Annotated in this window: 12 protein-coding genes; 6 read left to right on the forward strand and 6 right to left on the reverse strand. The window is 57.7% G+C overall.

The window, feature by feature from the left end:
- The first annotated feature begins 110 nt into the window (after nucleotides 1–110).
- A complete protein-coding gene (locus tag GOB85_RS01360; protein ID WP_173575798.1) occupies nucleotides 111–842 on the forward strand; it encodes a phosphohydrolase in 732 nt (243 codons plus the stop codon).
- Nucleotides 843–1,175: 333 nt separating this feature from the next.
- Here GOB85_RS01360 and GOB85_RS01365 read toward each other — a convergent pair whose 3' ends face one another.
- On the reverse strand, nucleotides 1,176–1,385 hold the full coding sequence (locus GOB85_RS01365; protein WP_173575799.1) for a hypothetical protein: 210 nt from the start codon (nucleotides 1,383–1,385) through the stop codon (nucleotides 1,176–1,178).
- 204 nt (nucleotides 1,386–1,589) lie between these two features.
- Here GOB85_RS01365 and murJ point away from each other — a divergent pair, with 204 nt between their 5' ends.
- The 3 genes from murJ (at nucleotide 1,590) to GOB85_RS01380 (ending at nucleotide 5,468) form a co-directional block, all read left to right on the forward strand.
- Nucleotides 1,590–3,155 carry a murein biosynthesis integral membrane protein MurJ gene (gene murJ / locus GOB85_RS01370; protein ID WP_173575800.1) on the forward strand — a complete coding sequence of 522 codons (1,566 nt, stop codon included), beginning with the start codon at nucleotides 1,590–1,592 and terminating at the stop codon, nucleotides 3,153–3,155.
- Nucleotides 3,152–4,381 carry an MFS transporter gene (locus GOB85_RS01375; RefSeq protein ID WP_173575801.1) on the forward strand — a complete coding sequence of 410 codons (1,230 nt, stop codon included), beginning with the start codon at nucleotides 3,152–3,154 and terminating at the stop codon, nucleotides 4,379–4,381. The genes murJ and GOB85_RS01375 overlap by 4 nt, the downstream gene beginning before the upstream one ends.
- Nucleotides 4,382–4,598: 217 nt before the next feature.
- A complete protein-coding gene (locus GOB85_RS01380) occupies nucleotides 4,599–5,468 on the forward strand; it encodes a glycosyltransferase family 2 protein (RefSeq protein WP_173575802.1) in 870 nt (289 codons plus the stop codon).
- 114 nt (nucleotides 5,469–5,582) lie between these two features.
- Here the strand turns inward: GOB85_RS01380 and GOB85_RS01385 are convergent, their stop codons facing one another.
- The 5 genes from GOB85_RS01385 to GOB85_RS01405 form a co-directional block, all read right to left on the reverse strand.
- Nucleotides 5,583–6,731, reverse strand: a complete 1,149-nt coding sequence (locus GOB85_RS01385) for a GumK N-terminal domain-containing glycosyltransferase (RefSeq protein ID WP_408737004.1) — start codon at nucleotides 6,729–6,731, stop codon at nucleotides 5,583–5,585.
- A gap of 160 nt (nucleotides 6,732–6,891) precedes the next feature.
- Complete coding sequence (locus GOB85_RS01390; protein WP_173575804.1) at nucleotides 6,892–8,346, reverse strand: oligosaccharide flippase family protein; 1,455 nt, start codon at nucleotides 8,344–8,346, stop codon at nucleotides 6,892–6,894.
- A 903-nt stretch (nucleotides 8,347–9,249) separates the two neighbouring features.
- On the reverse strand, nucleotides 9,250–10,389 hold the full coding sequence (locus tag GOB85_RS01395; protein ID WP_173575805.1) for a glycosyltransferase: 1,140 nt from the start codon (nucleotides 10,387–10,389) through the stop codon (nucleotides 9,250–9,252).
- 224 nt (nucleotides 10,390–10,613) lie between these two features.
- Entirely contained in the window at nucleotides 10,614–11,768 is a 1,155-nt protein-coding gene (locus tag GOB85_RS01400) for a glycosyltransferase family 2 protein (RefSeq protein WP_173575806.1), read from the reverse strand.
- A gap of 313 nt (nucleotides 11,769–12,081) precedes the next feature.
- Entirely contained in the window at nucleotides 12,082–13,731 is a 1,650-nt protein-coding gene (locus GOB85_RS01405; protein WP_173575807.1) for a dihydroxyacetone kinase subunit DhaK, read from the reverse strand.
- A 263-nt stretch (nucleotides 13,732–13,994) separates the two neighbouring features.
- Between GOB85_RS01405 and GOB85_RS01410 the strand changes: the two genes are divergently transcribed.
- Both GOB85_RS01410 and GOB85_RS01415 read left to right on the forward strand, forming a co-directional pair.
- Nucleotides 13,995–15,608 (forward strand): inorganic phosphate transporter, encoded by a 1,614-nt coding sequence (locus tag GOB85_RS01410; RefSeq protein ID WP_408737010.1) that lies wholly within the window; start codon nucleotides 13,995–13,997, stop codon nucleotides 15,606–15,608.
- Nucleotides 15,609–15,671: 63 nt separating this feature from the next.
- Nucleotides 15,672–16,007 (forward strand): hypothetical protein, encoded by a 336-nt coding sequence (locus GOB85_RS01415; RefSeq protein WP_173575809.1) that lies wholly within the window; start codon nucleotides 15,672–15,674, stop codon nucleotides 16,005–16,007.
- The last annotated feature ends 62 nt before the right edge of the window (nucleotides 16,008–16,069 follow it).

The following is a 16,069-nucleotide window of genomic DNA, read 5'->3' on the forward strand; positions in this document are numbered from 1 at the left end:
AGCATGGGAGCCCGGCAGGGCTGCGTCAGCAGGCGTGTCGGGTCGTTGGCGGAGGGACTTATGAGACAGTCTTTGACATCGGGTCGCGACGGGAAAACGGAGACACTGTGTTGAGTGAAGAAAAGGTGCCGCGTGGCGAACATGCCTTTGGCGACTGGAGCTGCATGGCTCTTTCCCCTGATCTCATCGTCGTGTCTTCCGGTGAGCCCCGGCTTTTTTCCGCCGGGATCGAGGCGCGGGTCGACACGATCTGGGCCGGGGCGAAAGCTGCGCGACCGGCGCTTTTTAATGGCCGGGTCTTTTGTGCGGACCGGGTGACGCCTGAGCGCATTGAGGGGCACTGGACGGATTACCGGCATGCGCTTGCGCAGATCGAAGACCCGCTGATTTTTGGCGATCGGCCGCTGCGGCAACTGGCTGTATGTGGCGGGTTGCGTTGTTCTGGCGGGTTTGTGATTGCGCGGCGGGCGCCGTTATCGCTGTATCTTGGGGGGTTCTGGCAGTCTCCGCCGGCGGGGACTGTCGAATCACGGGACGGGTGTGACGATATTTCTCTGGCGGATCAGATCGCCGCGGAAGCCGGGGAAGAAATCGGGCTCACACGTGATGAACTGGAGATCGGTCACCCTCTTATCGCAGTGACACATATGGCGACGCAGATTGTCGATATTGGCATACCGCTCACGACGCGTCTGTCGTTTGACGAGATCAGGCGGCGCTGGAGCACGAAGGGAAACCGCGAATATGACCAGCTTGCTCTGATTGCGGACGGGGAGTCTTCAGCGTGGCGCGGACGTGAGGACATTCTGCCGACAACGCGCAGGCTGTTTGAGGTGCTGTGAGAGACCGGGATATGTGACGCACTGTATAGCTATGTGAATTTTTCATGTCCGGCATACGATTTATATTTACCTGAATATGACGCGCTGATAATGTTCATGACAGAACCCTTTTCAGGAGCTTCGCCATGGTCACCCGGATCGCACGCATTTTCTCCAGCAGCCTCGTAGCGGTGCTCGTGGCGGCTCATGATCACTCGAAAAATGCCGTATCGACCGGGCCTGCTCCTAAATAAGCGCGACCTGAGCCGGCAGGCTTTTTTATTCCCTGATCAGGGAATTTCAGAACTGATACGGATGGACTAAGAAAAAGCCCGCCTTTCCGGCGGGCTTTTTTTAGATGCCGATCCAGAGGGCACCGAGCACCAGAACGGCGCCGACGAAAACCAGGACGAGGATTCCTGCCGCGTTTCCCGGCATGACATCTGGCATTTCCATCGCAAATCGCAGGGCGAGGGCGAGAAAGACCAGCCCGATCGTGATTGCCACGAAGCGGACGATGACCGTCGAATTAAGTGGCGATCGGGTACGCCTGAACTGAGCCATGATCGGAACTCCGGCGTTGGGCTGGCTGGACTGTCTGTCCCTTTACAGCAGGGCCACGGCCAGAGCCATACCGGCGAAATTTTCCAGGCGCGCAACGGACCATGCGGTGGCCATCGGGCACTGAACCATCGGTGCACGATCTTTCGTCGGGTACATGCGAAACGTGGTCTTTCCGGCAACGTCATGGCGTCTCTATAAGCGACTATGCTCAAGGGATTTCTCACAGTCGGCGGCTGGACGATGGCCAGCCGGATTCTCGGTCTGGTTCGTGATCAGCTGCTTGCCGCCTTCATGGGCGCGGGGCCGATGCAGGATGCCTACCTGGTTGCATTCCGGCTTCCGAACATGTTTCGGCGTCTGTTTGGCGAGGGGGCGTTCAACGCGGCGTTCGTGCCGCTGTTTTCCTCGATTCTGGCGGAGCATGGCGAGACTGAGGCGCGGCTTCTGGCGCGGCGGGTGTTTGGTGTTCTGCTGACCTGGCTGGTGATTCTCTGCGTGCTTGGCGAGATTTTCATGCCGGCGGTTCTGCGGGTGATTGCGCCGGGGTTTGCGAAGAACGGCCCGCAATATGATCTGGGTGTGACGCTCAGCAGGATTACCTTTCCCTATCTTGTTCTGATCTGTGCGGCGGCGCTGGTTTCCGGTGTTCTGAATGGTCTGCACCGGTTTGGTGTGGCGGCGGCGGCATATCTGGCCTTCAACGTGATCGGCATTGCGGCGGTTCTGTTCGCGACGCCTTACTTTCCGTCCGTGGCGCATGCGGCGGCCTGGGGTGTGACGGTTTCGGGCGTGGTACAGCTTGGGTTGCTGATGATTGCGGCAAGGCGGGCGGGGTTTGATCTCACTCCCCTGCCCCCGCGTCTGACGCCACGGGTCCGGCTGCTCGGGCGGCGGATGCTGCCGGGGCTGATCGGGAGTGGTGTCACTCAGATCAATCTGACGATCGACACGATCATTGCGACGCTGCTTCCGACGGGCAGTATTTCGTTCATGTATTTTGCGGACCGGCTCAACCAGTTACCGCTGGGTGTTCTGGGGGCTGCGGCCGGGACGACGTTGCTGCCGGTTCTGACTCGGCATCTTGCCGAGGGGGATCATGACGGCGCGCACGGGGCTCAGGGGCGGGCTCTGGATTATGTGCTGATGCTGACATTGCCTGCGATGGCGGGGCTTCTCGCGCTTGGCACACCGATCATGCAGGTTCTGTTCTCGCATGGGTCCTTTACGTTGACGGACGGGGCGATGTCGGCGCAGTCGCTGCGGGCTTATGCGATCGGGTTGCCTGCGTTTGTGCTGATCAAGGTGCTGTCTCCGGCGTTCTTTGCACGGGGCGATACATCGACGCCGGTGAAGATCGGGTTCTTTACGCTGGTGCTCAATCTGATCCTCAATCTGCTGCTGATGAGGCCCCTCGCCCATATCGGGCCACCGCTTGCGAGCAGTCTGGCTGCCATTGCGAATGTGGCCATTCTTTCCATGCTGCTGTTCCGGCGCGATGCGCTGCGCATTGATGCGGTGGCGCGCAACAGGATCGTTCTGATGACTGTCGCGGCCTGCGCGATGGCGCTGATCCTGTTCGGCGCCAACAGCATGTTACCTCATCCGACGTCCCGGATCACGGCGTGGCTCGGGCTTCGTCTTGCTGTGGAAGTTCCACTGGGCGGACTGGTGTATCTGATCCTGCTGCATATGTTCCACGTGCTGGATCTTGCGGCGGCGCTGGACGGGGCGCGCCGACGGCTGAGCAGGCGGCGCCGGGCGGCACAATGAGCGGGAGCAACGTTCCGCCGGCGAGTAGCGGCGCCACGGCCGGGATTGCCAGTGTCACCCTGCTCGGCATGACGGCCATGGGGATTGCGCTGCCGATCCTGCCTCAGCGGCTTAATGGCGACCTTGGCTACAGTCTGACCATTGTCGGCTGGATCATCGGGCTGGAATCGATTGCGACCCTGTTGTCGCGGCCGTGGTGCGGGCATCTGACCGATCGGCGTGGCGGCCGGTTTGCTGCGATTGCCGGTCTGATTGCCATGATCTTCTGTGGCCTTACTTATCTGGCGTCGGATTTTCTGATGGATTATGGCGCTGCGGGACGGCAGGCAGCGGCATCGCTCATCGTTTTAGGCCGGATTTTCATGGGCATTGGCGAGGGGCTGGTGATTTCCGGGACCGGGCTCTGGGCTGTTGACCGCGCGGGGCCGGATCGTGTCGGGCGGGCGGTTTCGTGGGTCGGGCTTGGTCTGTTCGCGGGGCTGGCTCTGGGGTCTGCCTTTGGTGCCTGGCTTGACCATGGGCAGCCGGGGGGATTTGCGCTTGCCTGTGCCATTTCCACGATCATTCCGCTTCTGGGAACGGGTGCTGCGCTGGTTATCCGGCCTGGCACCGCCGCACGTGTTCATGACAGCGCACCTGTGGCGCCGTTGCTTTCGGTGATTCTGCTTCCGGGTCTTGGTCTTTTCGCCAATGCCTGTGGGTTTGCCGCGATTACGTCGTTTCTGGCTCTGGATTACAGGGCTCATGGCTGGGCGGCGTTGCCGCTGGGCAGTGCGGGCGTCGGGATTGCGGGTTTTGGCGTGGGGCATGTCACGGCGCGGCTTCTGTTTTCCGATCTCAGCGATCATGTCCGTTCGCGCTGGCCTGTGGTGACCTGCCTGCTGGTGGAAGCACTTGGTCTCTGTATGATCTGGCTGGCGCCGACGCCGCTGATGGCTCTGAGCGGAGCTGTTGTGACGGGGTTCGGGTTTTCGATGGGCTATCCGCTTCTGACGCTACCGGTTCTGGCAGCGGTTCCGGTGGTGCGGCGGGGCATGGCTTTTGCGCTTTTCGATGCTTTTTTTGATACTGGCGCGGGATTTGCGGCGCTGTGTTCGGGGACTGTGGCGCATTATCTGTCCCTGCCCCGCGTTTTTCTGATCGCGGCTTTGGTTTCGCTGGCCGGCATTATTCCGTTGCTGATGGTGCCGGCCATGCGATGGCGGCGCGAGACCCCGGAGGGGTGATCTGCGCTGGCGATGCGGGGGCGTTCCGGATATGAACATGACGCTGTCTCAATGAAATTTCTCAATCCTGAAAATGATACATTTTCCAAATATTCATGGTCCGTATCTGCCGGAATCCGGTGATTTGTTCAGAGATAATCGTGAAGTCAGGTCAGATTTCAGTGTGGGTGGCAGTTGTTATTGACAGACCCTGACGGGAGGATGTTCTGTTCGTCAGATGACGACACATCCTTCTTTTTCCCTGATCACCAGTACACTTGGTCGGCAGGACATTCTCGGCCGCTTACTGGCATCACTGGAAAAACAGTCTTTTCGTGACTTTGAAATTATTGTCGTGGACCAGAATCCTGAGGGGTATCTTGACGATGTGATCGCCCGGTATACGGGCTCTCTGCGTCTCACGCATCTCCGGTCACCGAAGGGTCTGTCGGTCGGGCGCAATGCCGGTCTGAAGGTGGCGACAGGAGACATCATCGCCTTTCCTGATGATGACTGCTGGTATGGTCCTGAAACGCTCGCTGAAGTGACTGAGCTTTTCAGGAACTATAGCGGGTATGACATGCTTGTCGGCCGCACCACTGATGCGGAGGGGCGCAATTCGATTGTTCCGTCTTTGCCTCGGGACTGCGACATCGACCGTATCAATGTTATTGACGCGGCCAACAGCAATACGATTTTTATGCGCCGGGTCGCAGAAGCCGGGACCGGTCTGTTCGACGAGCGGCTTGGTACGGGAGGGACGAGCATCTTCCAGAGCGCGGAGGATCGTGACTATATCGCCCGTGCGCTCGAGGGTGGTTTCAGGGTCCGTTTTGTCAGGGACCTGGTTATTTTCCATGAGCAGATCGTCACCGACGATGCGCGGCATCTGGCGCGTGTGCGCAAATATTCGCTTGGTGATGGCGCTTATTATCGCAAACATGGCTACGGGATCGGGCGTATTTTCCTGATGATCGCCAAAGCGCTGGGAGGGATTCCGTTCCGGCTGCTGCGGAGGCAGTCCCCTGAGCTGAAAGCAAAATTCACTTACAGTATTTTTCTTCTGAGTGGTTATCTGCGCTGGAATGATCGAAATCTGAAGGTGTGAACGACGGGGACTGCTGAAGCCGTCGTGCGGAGCGCGTTTTCGCGGGGCGCTCCCTTTCGGGGCCGGTCAGAGCCTGGGGCTCTTTATGACGATCACTCTTTATCCGGATTGAGATCAGGTCTGCTTTTTCTCTGTCAGGCGGTGTTCCGGGAAGCGTTCGGGCGTCAGGATGCGGTCTGCTATTTCGCTCCATTCCACCAGATCGATGGATACCGGCTCCTGATAAGCCAGCGCGGAGGAAACGGCTTTGATGATGGAGGCCCGGTTGCCGGGGATATAGCCGCAGCGACCTGCGACATTTCCGAGTGCGAATTCGGGGCAGACTGCGGGTTTACCAAAATAGGCGAACTGCTTGAGTTTCATTGAGGTATCAAGAAGATAGCTCGGTGTGTTTTCATCCCGATAGGGGGCGATGCCGAACACCGCGTGCTGGACATAGGCCAGGGTCTCCACGAAGGGCATTTCTTCATGGACGATGAGGTTGGGCAGTGTGTCCAGGCTTTCGGCGGCGCGTCCGGCGCCGATCACGTGAAAGTCGAGATCGGGGAAAGCGGGCGCTGCTATATTGAAGAATGTCGGATCGAAGAGCATGGAGCCGACAGATACGCAGGCCGGTTTTTCACCGTATGGTGACGGGCGCGGAATATCCATGACGGCACGGTCCACGCCGTGCGGCGCGAAGATGCTTGTCCGGCCGTGAGGCATGCCGCTCAGAAGCAGGGGCGACGGCAGTCTTACCAGATCGATGCTGTCAAAGTTCTTGATGAAGTCACGCCTGATGGTTTCTGCCGCACCGATGACGGTCAGATCGTCAGCGGCCCAGTATATGATCCGTGCTTTCGGGTTAAGGCGTTTTACGTCCGCGATATAGACGGTTGCCATTCCGGATTCGATGAAGACCTCATCGGCTTCCAGAATCCACTGTCGCAGAACCGGAGTCATTCTGTGCCGGTAAAGACTGAACATTGCGGCTTCGAGTGGCTGGAGTTTCGGATTTTTCAGGCGGAACGGGTGCCACAGACCCCGCTGAAGATAGCACTCGACGCCATCCACGACTTCGATGCGGTTTGCTTTATCGGCAAGATCGGTACGCGTATCGCCGCGATGTTCGGAAAGCCGGCTCAGGCCGGTTGAATAGAACCGGGCGTGGCCGCGTTTTGCCAGTTCAGTCGTCATGAAGTGTACGCATGTTTTGCGACGGGAACGGAAATCGTGCACAGACAGGAAAAGAAAATTCTTCATCTGAACTGGTTTTTCTTTCATGAGCGGGAGGCTGACTGCTCTCCGCCAGCAAACATTTTAATGATTTATTAACGTATGATTGTCCTGTTTTCCAGAGGGCTCCGGGGATCGCAGGGATGCCTTCCCTTCCCCCTCTGGTGAACATTTACGACTCGCTTTTGCATCGGGCAGGATGTTCCGGCTACCGTTTACGGAATTTGTTAATGATCTCGTTGAGCATGTCTCTGCGGAACGCGGCAAGCAGCGCGACGTAGGCAATGCATGTGATGAGCCCGATCATTATGCATTGTGCGAAGTCACTGTTTCTGACGCCGGGCATTTCCGCGCACAGGAGACCGAGCCCCACGGCGACTCCCGAGAAGCCGGCAGGGAGGAAATAGAATTCCGCGATTGTGCGCCAGGACACGCCGTTACGCAGCATGATCAGATAGGACGTTGCGGGTGGCCAGATGAAATAATAGAGGGCCACGGCGATTGCGACGCCCATGACGCTGTCCAGATAGCCGCCGGCAATTACCATGGCGTAGAACAGGGGCGCGCCGATGAGCTGATAATAAAAGCCCCGGGCAAATTCGCGTCTGGCGCTGAGCAGGGAGGCCGTGACCCAGCTCAGTGCGTCAAACGGCAGGCCTACACTCAGGATAATCACATACGGGACGGCTTTCATCCACCGTTCGCCGAACAAAAGATGCAGTCCGGGCTGGGCCAGGCCGGCCTGCAGGAGGCAGAACGGCATGACGAGATAACCCAGCAGGCGACAGGCGCGGAGAACGGCATCGACCTGCCTTGCCGGTTCGTTGCGGAACTGCGCCAGGGCGGGGAAGACGACGTTGGTGACGTTGCCTGCGAGCATGCGGACGGGCTGTGCCGAGAAGCGGAACGCGAAGAAATAATAACCCACTTCGACTTTTGAAGCGATCAGGCCGAGGACGATGTAGTCGCCCTGGCTGACGAGGTCGACCACTGTGCGTGTCAGGAGGACGAGTGAGCTGTTGCCGAGGAGATAACGCAGCTGGAAAGGTCGGAACCGACGGTTTGTGCGTGGAGCCGAGCGGCGCCAGAACCAGATGGCCCGGATTGCCGAGACGATGGGAAATGGCAGCGCGAATGCGTATGCCTTGAGCCCTGCTGCCGCGAAGGCGATTGTCAGCAACTGGAGCGCGAAGATATCGAAGGCGTTGTAGGTTGCCAGAAACCGGAAATCCATTTCCGCCCTGATTTTGGCGGTTGGAACTGTTGCCAGGGCATTCAGCGGTGAGGCGATTGCGATGGCCATGATGAGGCCTGACAGTACCGGAGAATGGTACCAATGGGAGGCCAGCGGCGCCATGGCGATCATACCCAGCATTCCGAGAACACCGATGCCGAGACTGAGCCAGAACGCCGGCGTTTCCCAGTGAGCGATACTTTTCTGGCGCTGGAGGAGCACCTCGTCGATTCCGAATCCGATCAGCGAGTTTGCGATCGTCGTGACGGTAAAGGCCAGGCCGATAACGCCGAAATCTTCCGGCATCAGCAGGCGTGCGAGAATAAGCTGTGAGAAAAATCCTATGCCGCGCGCGGCCACACTCTGGAACACGAGCCAGAGAAAGCCGCTGGTGGCTGCTTTTCCGACGCCGGCGGGTTTTCCGCTCACGGGGAGAGCCTTGCAGCTACACGATCCACCACGTCTTTTTTCATTTGTGTGCCTGCTGCCTGGTCATTATCGAAAGAGTTTCTGGTGATCGCACTTTATCCGGTAGTGAAAGAGAAGCAATTCCGGTTGTAGCGTCGTGTGATCTGGTCGGACAAAAGCAATACCCGACCGGCTGGCCGGGACAAATCCTGTGCTGAACAGTGAGAACCGGCTTCGGGCGTGGACTGTATATGATCATTACGGTGAAATCGGCCGACGAAACCTGTATTATTTTTGTTTCACAGGATTTTTTTATGCGACAATGTTGGATCTGATCTGTTTTTTAGAAAGCGACGATGTCCGTTTCGGGGATGACGCCCGGTTTTGTCTTTTCCGGGTCATCACCGGGTACCGTATCTGCATGAGAAACCCCGAAAAAGGCATTGTATCGCAAGTCCGGGACTTATTCTCCCGATTGTGAAGCATAGGCTGTCTCTGGCCGGCATCGAAAAATAACGTCGGTGTGTGGTGTGTGATACCGGAGGGTCTGGCTTGTGACCGGTGTGAGGTTGATGGGTGTGGCAGGCTCTGCTCTGGAACCCGGCAAAGGTTCTGTTGTTGTTAAGTGTTGATCTGTAATTTTTCAAAGGGTTAGCAGAATCCGGGCTCTGCCCGGACCCGGCAGGGACCGCAGGCCCCTGCACCCCGATCTGTTTAACAAAATGGTTTCAAAGGTCTGTGACCTTTGGTGGGTTCCAGGGCAAAGCCCTGGGAAGGAGCCAGCACGTAACGCTAACAGAGCCTTTGCAAACCGTTTATGATCAAGCAGCCGGGATGCAGGGGCCTGCGGTCCCTGCCGGTTCCGGGGCAAAGGCCACACCCTTCGGTATAAATCCTTATACCTGATATATGATGAGATGCAGGCTACTTTGTTTTTGTTACCGACTTAATCCGGTTTCTCACAGAAGGCGGAAGCACAACGCGAAAGATGACCCGGGCGGCCAGCTTCGGCAATTGCTTTGGTGAAACAAGTCGCAGTGCATCGGCAATGCGACCGGAAATGACCAGCCTGATCGCCGTGGAAAGAACGGCTTCCTTGTATTCGGCATAGAGAGATCGCGATGAAACCTGAGGATCGACGACCGGGACTGACCGGATGAATTCGATATCGGACCGGTCCGGCTCGTAGGGGCGCAGGTAGCAGATGTCGACCATCTTGGCTGCCAGAGCGGAATGAAGCCAGGACTTTTCATCTTTCCTGAGAAGCGGGGAAACGATGGAAAACAGACCGCTGAGGCTGCTTTCTGCATCGATCATTTTTTTCAGGTCCGGCGTGAAGCTGATGTCAGGCTCACCGGCTCGCCTGCGCCATGCCGAGACAGCGCAGAGCTGGGACCAGATGGCTAATTTCCTGCCGGCAATAATGCCCTGTGACGAGATTGAGGCTGAATGGATGCGGTAATCGCCCAGCATTTCCGGAATGATGTGGAGGCTGCCGAATTCGGACATCCGCCAGTACAGATCCGTATCCTCGGAGACTGTGAGCGGTCTGTAGCCGCCAGCCTTCCCGAGGGCATCCCGTCTGAGGAAAAGCAGAGGCTGCATGATGTAAGGCTCTGTGGCCGGGATTGAGGTATAATCGGCTTTTGAGAGATCTTTGAGGCCGACGTAATTCCCTGTCGGGCTGCCGTTTTCATCGATATGTCGCGCAAGCGCGCTGACGGCGACGCAATCCGGGTTCTGCTCCAGATATGCCAGTTCTTTTTCAAAACGGTCGGGATAGGAGATGTCATCGCCATCATGCCGGGCGATGAACGGAGCGGTACAGAGAGCAGTACCTTTCTGCACCGCGGCGACGATTCCGGCGTTGGGCTGATAGTGATAATCGATGCGTGAATCGCTGGCTTGCGCGGCTTTGATGATTTCGCCGGTTTTGTCCGTTGAGCCGTCATCAATGATGACGAGTCTGATGTCGCGAATTGTCTGATTCTGAATACTGGCCAGAGTGTCCGCAATATAGCGTTCGCAGTTATAGACAGACATCAGAACGTCAATTTTTGCCACGATTGCCGCCGTCATTCTGTCTGGACAAGGTTTTGGCTCCACAAGATCGGGGCGGGTGCGGGCTTCATGACAAAGCCCTCTGAACAGACGTTGAAACGACCTGCGTCATTCACGACCATGACGAAAAAAATGCCTGTAAATCTGTTTGCCGTCCAGTGCCGGGGTGGATGAACCGGAATTGCATTGCGTTCCGTTCCTGGGAAAGGTGGACTGCCTTACCTGTCTCAATGACGTTCTGGTTTCAGAAGCTTTTTTAATTTTATTCGATTTTCTTCGGACAGGACTGAAAAAAGTATCGCTCTGGGGATCAGTGCCGGCCAGAGAGGCCAGGCTGTCAGCCTTAATGCGTTAAGTATTTTTCCTTTCAGGATCAGCCTGACCGACATGGCCTGCATGGCCTGGCGCAGGAAGGCGCAGGAGGGGGATTTATAAAAATTCTTATTGGATTCAATTGTCTTTTTTATAAAAACGATATCTGAATATTCCGGAAGGTATGGCTTATAATAACAGACATCCAGAAGTTTTGCGCACATCGAAAATTTCAGCCAGTTCTCTTCCCCGGTATTTTCACAATATTTCCGGGAAACTTCTACCATCTCACTCAATAAAGAGAGCGGTTTCAATTTTTTAAACAGCGCATCATCAAACTGAATATCGGTTTTTTTGTTTTTTCTCCTTTGATCTGACAATGCCGCCAGCTGGGACCACACGGCCATCTGCCTGCCGCGCACAATCGATGATCGCGTGATGCTTCCTGAATGTGTTCTGTAAGACCCGAGAACCCGAGGGATGGTATGCAGTCTTCCGATGTCACTCAGTCTCCAGCACAGATCGGAATCCTCGGCGACGCACAGGTTTCGATATCCCCCCGTTTCGTGGATAGCGGCTGATCTGGCCATCATCAGAGGCTGCATAATGTAGGGCTCGATTGCCGGTATGGAGCTGTTGTCGGAACGAACAGAGCAATCGGTCGGGGAGATCGAGCCCAGATAGGTGCCGTTTTCATCTATATTCCGGAGTTGCGCGGAGACGGCGACGCAATCGGGGTTATTCAGGAGATAAGTGAGCTGAACTTCAAATCTGTCCGGGGCAGAAAGATCATCTGCATCGTGTCGGGCGATAAATTCAGCGTCACAATACTTTATACCGTGATTGATCGCGGAGACGATGCCTCCGTTTTCTTTTTTGAGAACCAGGATACGCTCATCTGAGCGGGAGAATTTTTCCAGGACGCTGCCTGTATTATCCGTTGATCCGTCATCGACGATGACGAGTTTAAAATTTTTATGCGTCTGATTTATGATACTGCTGATCGTTTCCTCAAGAAAATGTGCCGAATTATAGGTTGTCATTAATACATCGATTTTATGATCCGGCATTCTGCTGTTTCCTTATACGGAACGTTGATCTGTATTTTCCATCACACAAAGACGTCGATGATTTTGCTGCCGCCGGAACGGCCTTCCTGATGGGAGCAGGCCGGCACAGCGGCGGTTCCCGGAGAATGTCATCGGGGGTCAGTTGTGGCCTGTGTCCGCTGATGAGGAAAGGGGCCGGTCAGGCGGAACGGGCACATCCGTGGATGCCCCGTTCATTGCCGTGATCGGGGCAGTAATCGCGGCGCTGTCTGTGTCACGCTTCGAGCTGGCCGTCACGCCCGGATCGGGCGTGGGCTTTGCGGGACGATGCTGTTCACGAGCCGGGTTTCATGGCTTCGAACAGACGGGCGATGGCTTCGGCACCGGGGTCGGGGATGTTGTCAAGGTGAGCTGACGGGACGTAGGAGGCGCGTCCGGCGGCGGCTTTTTGCATTTTTGCGGTGGCGTCGGCGCCTTTGCGGGCGGCTGCGACGACCGTGTTCCAGTCCTTTTCGGCATCGAGGGCGGCGACGGCGGGGATCAGGGCGTCGAGCATGGTGCGGTCCCCTTCCCTCGCGCCGCCATAGGTCTGCATGGCGGTCAGGCCTTCTGTCAGGGCGGCCTGCCAGCGGGACTGAGTGCTGTGACCGGCGGTGGAGAACATGATGGACAGCAGCGCCGCGCTGGAGCCGCCGGCGTGGCGGGCCAGGAGACGACCGAGGGTCTGCATCAGGGCTTTCGGGTCATTGAGCGGCAGGCGATCGAGAGAGTCCTGAATGACGCGGGCGGTTTCGGCGAAGGTTGAACCGGCGTCACCATCACCGATTTTGGCGTCGAGCGCGTTGAGGGCGTCTTCGTTTTCGAGGAGGACTGCTGCGCCGCGCTGCACGACGCCTCTGAGGATCGGGCTGGCGGAGGGCGGAGCGGAGAACACTTCCGGCATCGGGGGAAGCGGCACGACGGACGGGTCGCGCCAGGGGGCCATACCGGTCCAGGCGGTCGGGCCGACGGGGGACAGGAGGGCCTGTTCGATGTCTTTATCCAGTTCGATCAAAGACAGGGAGAAACCGTTCATGTCGAGGGCGGTGAGGAAGTGCGACGGGCCGGCGATCAGGGAGATGCGCGAGGAGAGCTCTGTTTTCGAGAAGGCTTCGAGGAGCAGCGACATCTCCAGAACAGAGGTTGTGCCGAGGTTGTTCAGCATCAGGGCGTGCTTGCTGTCTTTTGTGCTGTCGTCGGGGAGCACTGCGAGAAGTGCGTCGGCGGCGAGGCTCATCAGGGTGTCGGCGTCGGCCATGTCGATGCGTCTGGCGCCGGGTTCACCGTGGATGCCGAGGCCGAGTTCGGCTTCGTTTTCGCTCAGGCGCGTCTCGTATTCTTCATCATAAGTGTAGCAGTCGCTCAGGGAGAGGCCGATGGAGCGGATTTTGCTGATGGCATCACGGGTGAAGGCGGTCACTTTTTCGAGGCTGGCGCCGCTTTCGGCCAGGTGACCAGCTATTTTGTGAGCGAGGACGGTGCCGGCGACGCCTCGTGAGTGGCGGTGTCCTGGCAGGGAGATGTCATCGCCGACGATGACCATATCGACTTTCAGGCCGAGATCGCGGGCCTGTTCGGCGGCGAGGCCGAAGTTCAGACGGTCGCCGGTATAGTTTTTGACGACGAGCAGGCAACCGGCCTCTCCTGTGACCGCGAGGATGCCGGCGAGGATGGCGTCCACGCCGGGAGAGGCGAAGAGGGAGCCGCAGACGGCGCCGGTGAGCATCCCCTGCCCTGCAAATCCGGCGTGGGCGGGTTCGTGTCCTGAGCCGCCGCCTGAGAGGACGGCGACTTTTCCGCAGTTTTTATCCCAGTCTTTTCTGAGGATGACGCGGATATCGGGGTAACCGTCGAGCCGGCAGAGACCGGCACCGGCGGGGGAACGCAACAAGCCGTCGAGCGCCTCCGTGACCAGCGTTTCGCGACTGTTGAGAAACCGTTTCATTCAGGGAAATCCTCCGCGACCTTTGGGACAGGCGGGCGATTGCGCCCTCCCGGGCGCGAAAAAGCAAGCGCTGCGCAGCAAATGCGCCGGGATGGATGAGCTGTGTCGTGGCCGGTGACGGGCGGGCCTGCGACGTGTTCGGAAAAAGTTCGGCGTGCGCGGGCCTGTCACAAAACGATCATCCTTCATTCATCGCATTCCGCAGCCGGCTGCCGTAAATCGCGGACAGATTAACAATTTACGGATCAATCATGTCCCAGGCGATCATGGGTTCCTTACAAGAGGCAGCGCCGCCGTCTCGGCCCGACATGGAAGTGGGCAACAAGCCCATCCATGTGGCAATTTTTTTTGGTGTACTGATTGGCGCGCTCGGTTTTGCGGCGTTCAGCATTCTGCATGACATGAACGCTGTCGGCGAAGGCACTCTTGCCACGGGGACGTTTGTTCTCCTTGGCATCGCGCTGATCATTGCGCTGGGGTTCGAGTTCGTGAACGGCTTTCACGATACGGCCAATGCTGTCGCGACCGTGATTTACACCCGCAGTCTTCCGCCGCTTGTCGCGGTTGTGTGGTCGGGGTTCTGGAATTTTGCCGGCGTTGCGACGTCAACCGGTGCGGTGGCTTACAGCATTGTGACGCTTCTGCCGGTTGAGCTGATTCTTCAGGCGGGCAGCACGGCTGGTTATGCGATGATTTTCGCGCTGTTGATCGCGGCCATTATCTGGAACCTGGTCACGTGGGCGTTTGGCATTCCGAACAGTTCATCGCACGCTCTGGTGGGTTCGATCATGGGTGTTGGTCTGGCCAATCAGCTCATGGCGCCGGGCGGAGCTGCGACGCAGGGTGTTGACTGGGGTCAGGTCGAGAAGGTTTTTTCGGCGCTTCTGTTCAGCCCGCTCTGTGGTTTCGTGATGGCGGGGCTTCTGCTTCTGGTCATGAAGCTGCTTGTGAAGAACAAGGCTCTCTACAAATCGCCTGAAGGTGACACGCCGCCGCCGCTGTGGATTCGCAGTCTGCTGATTTTCACCTGCACCGGTGTGTCTTTTTCTCATGGTGGCAATGACGGTCAGAAGGGCATGGGTCTGATCATGCTCATTCTGATCGGTGCGGCGCCGACGGCGTATGCACTGAACCGGGCGATGCCGGAGAGTGCGATGCCGGCGTTTATTCAGTCAGCCGATCATGCAGGCCAGGTTTTTCAGGCTCATGCGGGTGATGTGCCGATGACGATGGACGAGCTGAAGGCACGCGATACGATTGGTGCGGCGCTACGGGCGAAGTCTGTGTCGTCTCCTGAGACGTTTGCGGCTCTTGCGGTTCTGAGCAACGACATTTCTTCGTCGGTCCGGACTTACAAGTCGATGAAGTCTGTTCCGGCGGCGGCTGTGCCGAACGTTCGTACGGACATGTATCTCGTGGCTGATGCGATCCGCGTGATGGGTGAGGCAAAGGATCTGGCTCCGGATGACAAAAGGACTCTGAAGTCATTCCAGTCCGACCTTTATGCCGGCACCCGTTTTATTCCGGTCTGGGTGAAAGTTTCGGTGGCCATTGCTCTGGGTCTGGGCACGATGGTTGGCTGGAAGCGCATTGTTGTCACGGTGGGCGAGAAGATCGGCAAGACGCACATGACCTATGCCGAGGGTGCTTCGGCTGAGATTGTGGCGATGACCACGATTGGTCTGGCTGAGCGGTATGGTCTGCCGGTTTCCACGACGCACATTCTGTCGAGCGGTGTTGCGGGGACGATGGCGGCGAACGGGTCCGGGTTGCAGTTCTCCACGCTGCGCTCGATGGCGCTGGCCTGGGTCACCACCCTGCCTGCTGCCATGGCGATTTCCGGCTGTCTTTACATTCTGTTCCGCCAGCTATTCTGAATGTGATCACTGTTATGCGTATGTTGCTTTACAGGCAGCATACGTCCCGATACGTTGTTGAGAATGGATTGCAACAACGTAAAATCTGAGAACGGCGTTCAGCCGGCCACCGGGGCCTCATCAGCCCCGGATTTCCGTTTTCTGCTGCGTTTTCTGAATTGTGCGGCGCCGGTGTTTCCTGCGGTGCTGGCGATTATGGTGCTGGTGCCGGCGATCCTGCACATCTCGCATTTTGATGCGCTTTTCGTCGCGCAGGCGGAAGCGGTTGCGATTGTTCCGCTGATTGTTCTGATTGTTTTCGGAGCGCAGACGCTGCCCCGGGGCCTTCTGGCCGGGTTCAGCGCTGTCTTTGCGGCGATTATTCTTGTTCTGCCCTACCTTGCTTTTGGTGCGCCGTAGGGCGCGGGGTGATGCTTTCTCAGTGTCTGACCGAAAATGAGTTGAGTGATTTCGGCTGGTTA

This window comes from Acetobacter fallax (genome assembly GCF_011516735.1).
In the GTDB taxonomy this organism is placed as follows: Bacteria; Pseudomonadota; Alphaproteobacteria; order Acetobacterales; family Acetobacteraceae; genus Acetobacter; species Acetobacter fallax.

Coding starts and splice junctions, on each gene's coding strand:
- GOB85_RS01365 (WP_173575799.1), bottom strand. CDS start 1,385: ATGGCTCAGTTCAGGCGTACCCGATCGCCACTTAATTCGACGGTCATC.
- murJ (WP_173575800.1), top strand. CDS start 1,590: ATGCTCAAGGGATTTCTCACAGTCGGCGGCTGGACGATGGCCAGCCGG.
- GOB85_RS01375 (WP_173575801.1), top strand. CDS start 3,152: ATGAGCGGGAGCAACGTTCCGCCGGCGAGTAGCGGCGCCACGGCCGGG.
- GOB85_RS01380 (WP_173575802.1), top strand. CDS start 4,599: ATGACGACACATCCTTCTTTTTCCCTGATCACCAGTACACTTGGTCGG.
- GOB85_RS01385 (WP_408737004.1), bottom strand. CDS start 6,731: ATGAAAGAAAAACCAGTTCAGATGAAGAATTTTCTTTTCCTGTCTGTG.
- GOB85_RS01400 (WP_173575806.1), bottom strand. CDS start 11,768: ATGCCGGATCATAAAATCGATGTATTAATGACAACCTATAATTCGGCA.
- GOB85_RS01405 (WP_173575807.1), bottom strand. CDS start 13,731: ATGAAACGGTTTCTCAACAGTCGCGAAACGCTGGTCACGGAGGCGCTC.
- GOB85_RS01415 (WP_173575809.1), top strand. CDS start 15,672: ATGGATTGCAACAACGTAAAATCTGAGAACGGCGTTCAGCCGGCCACC.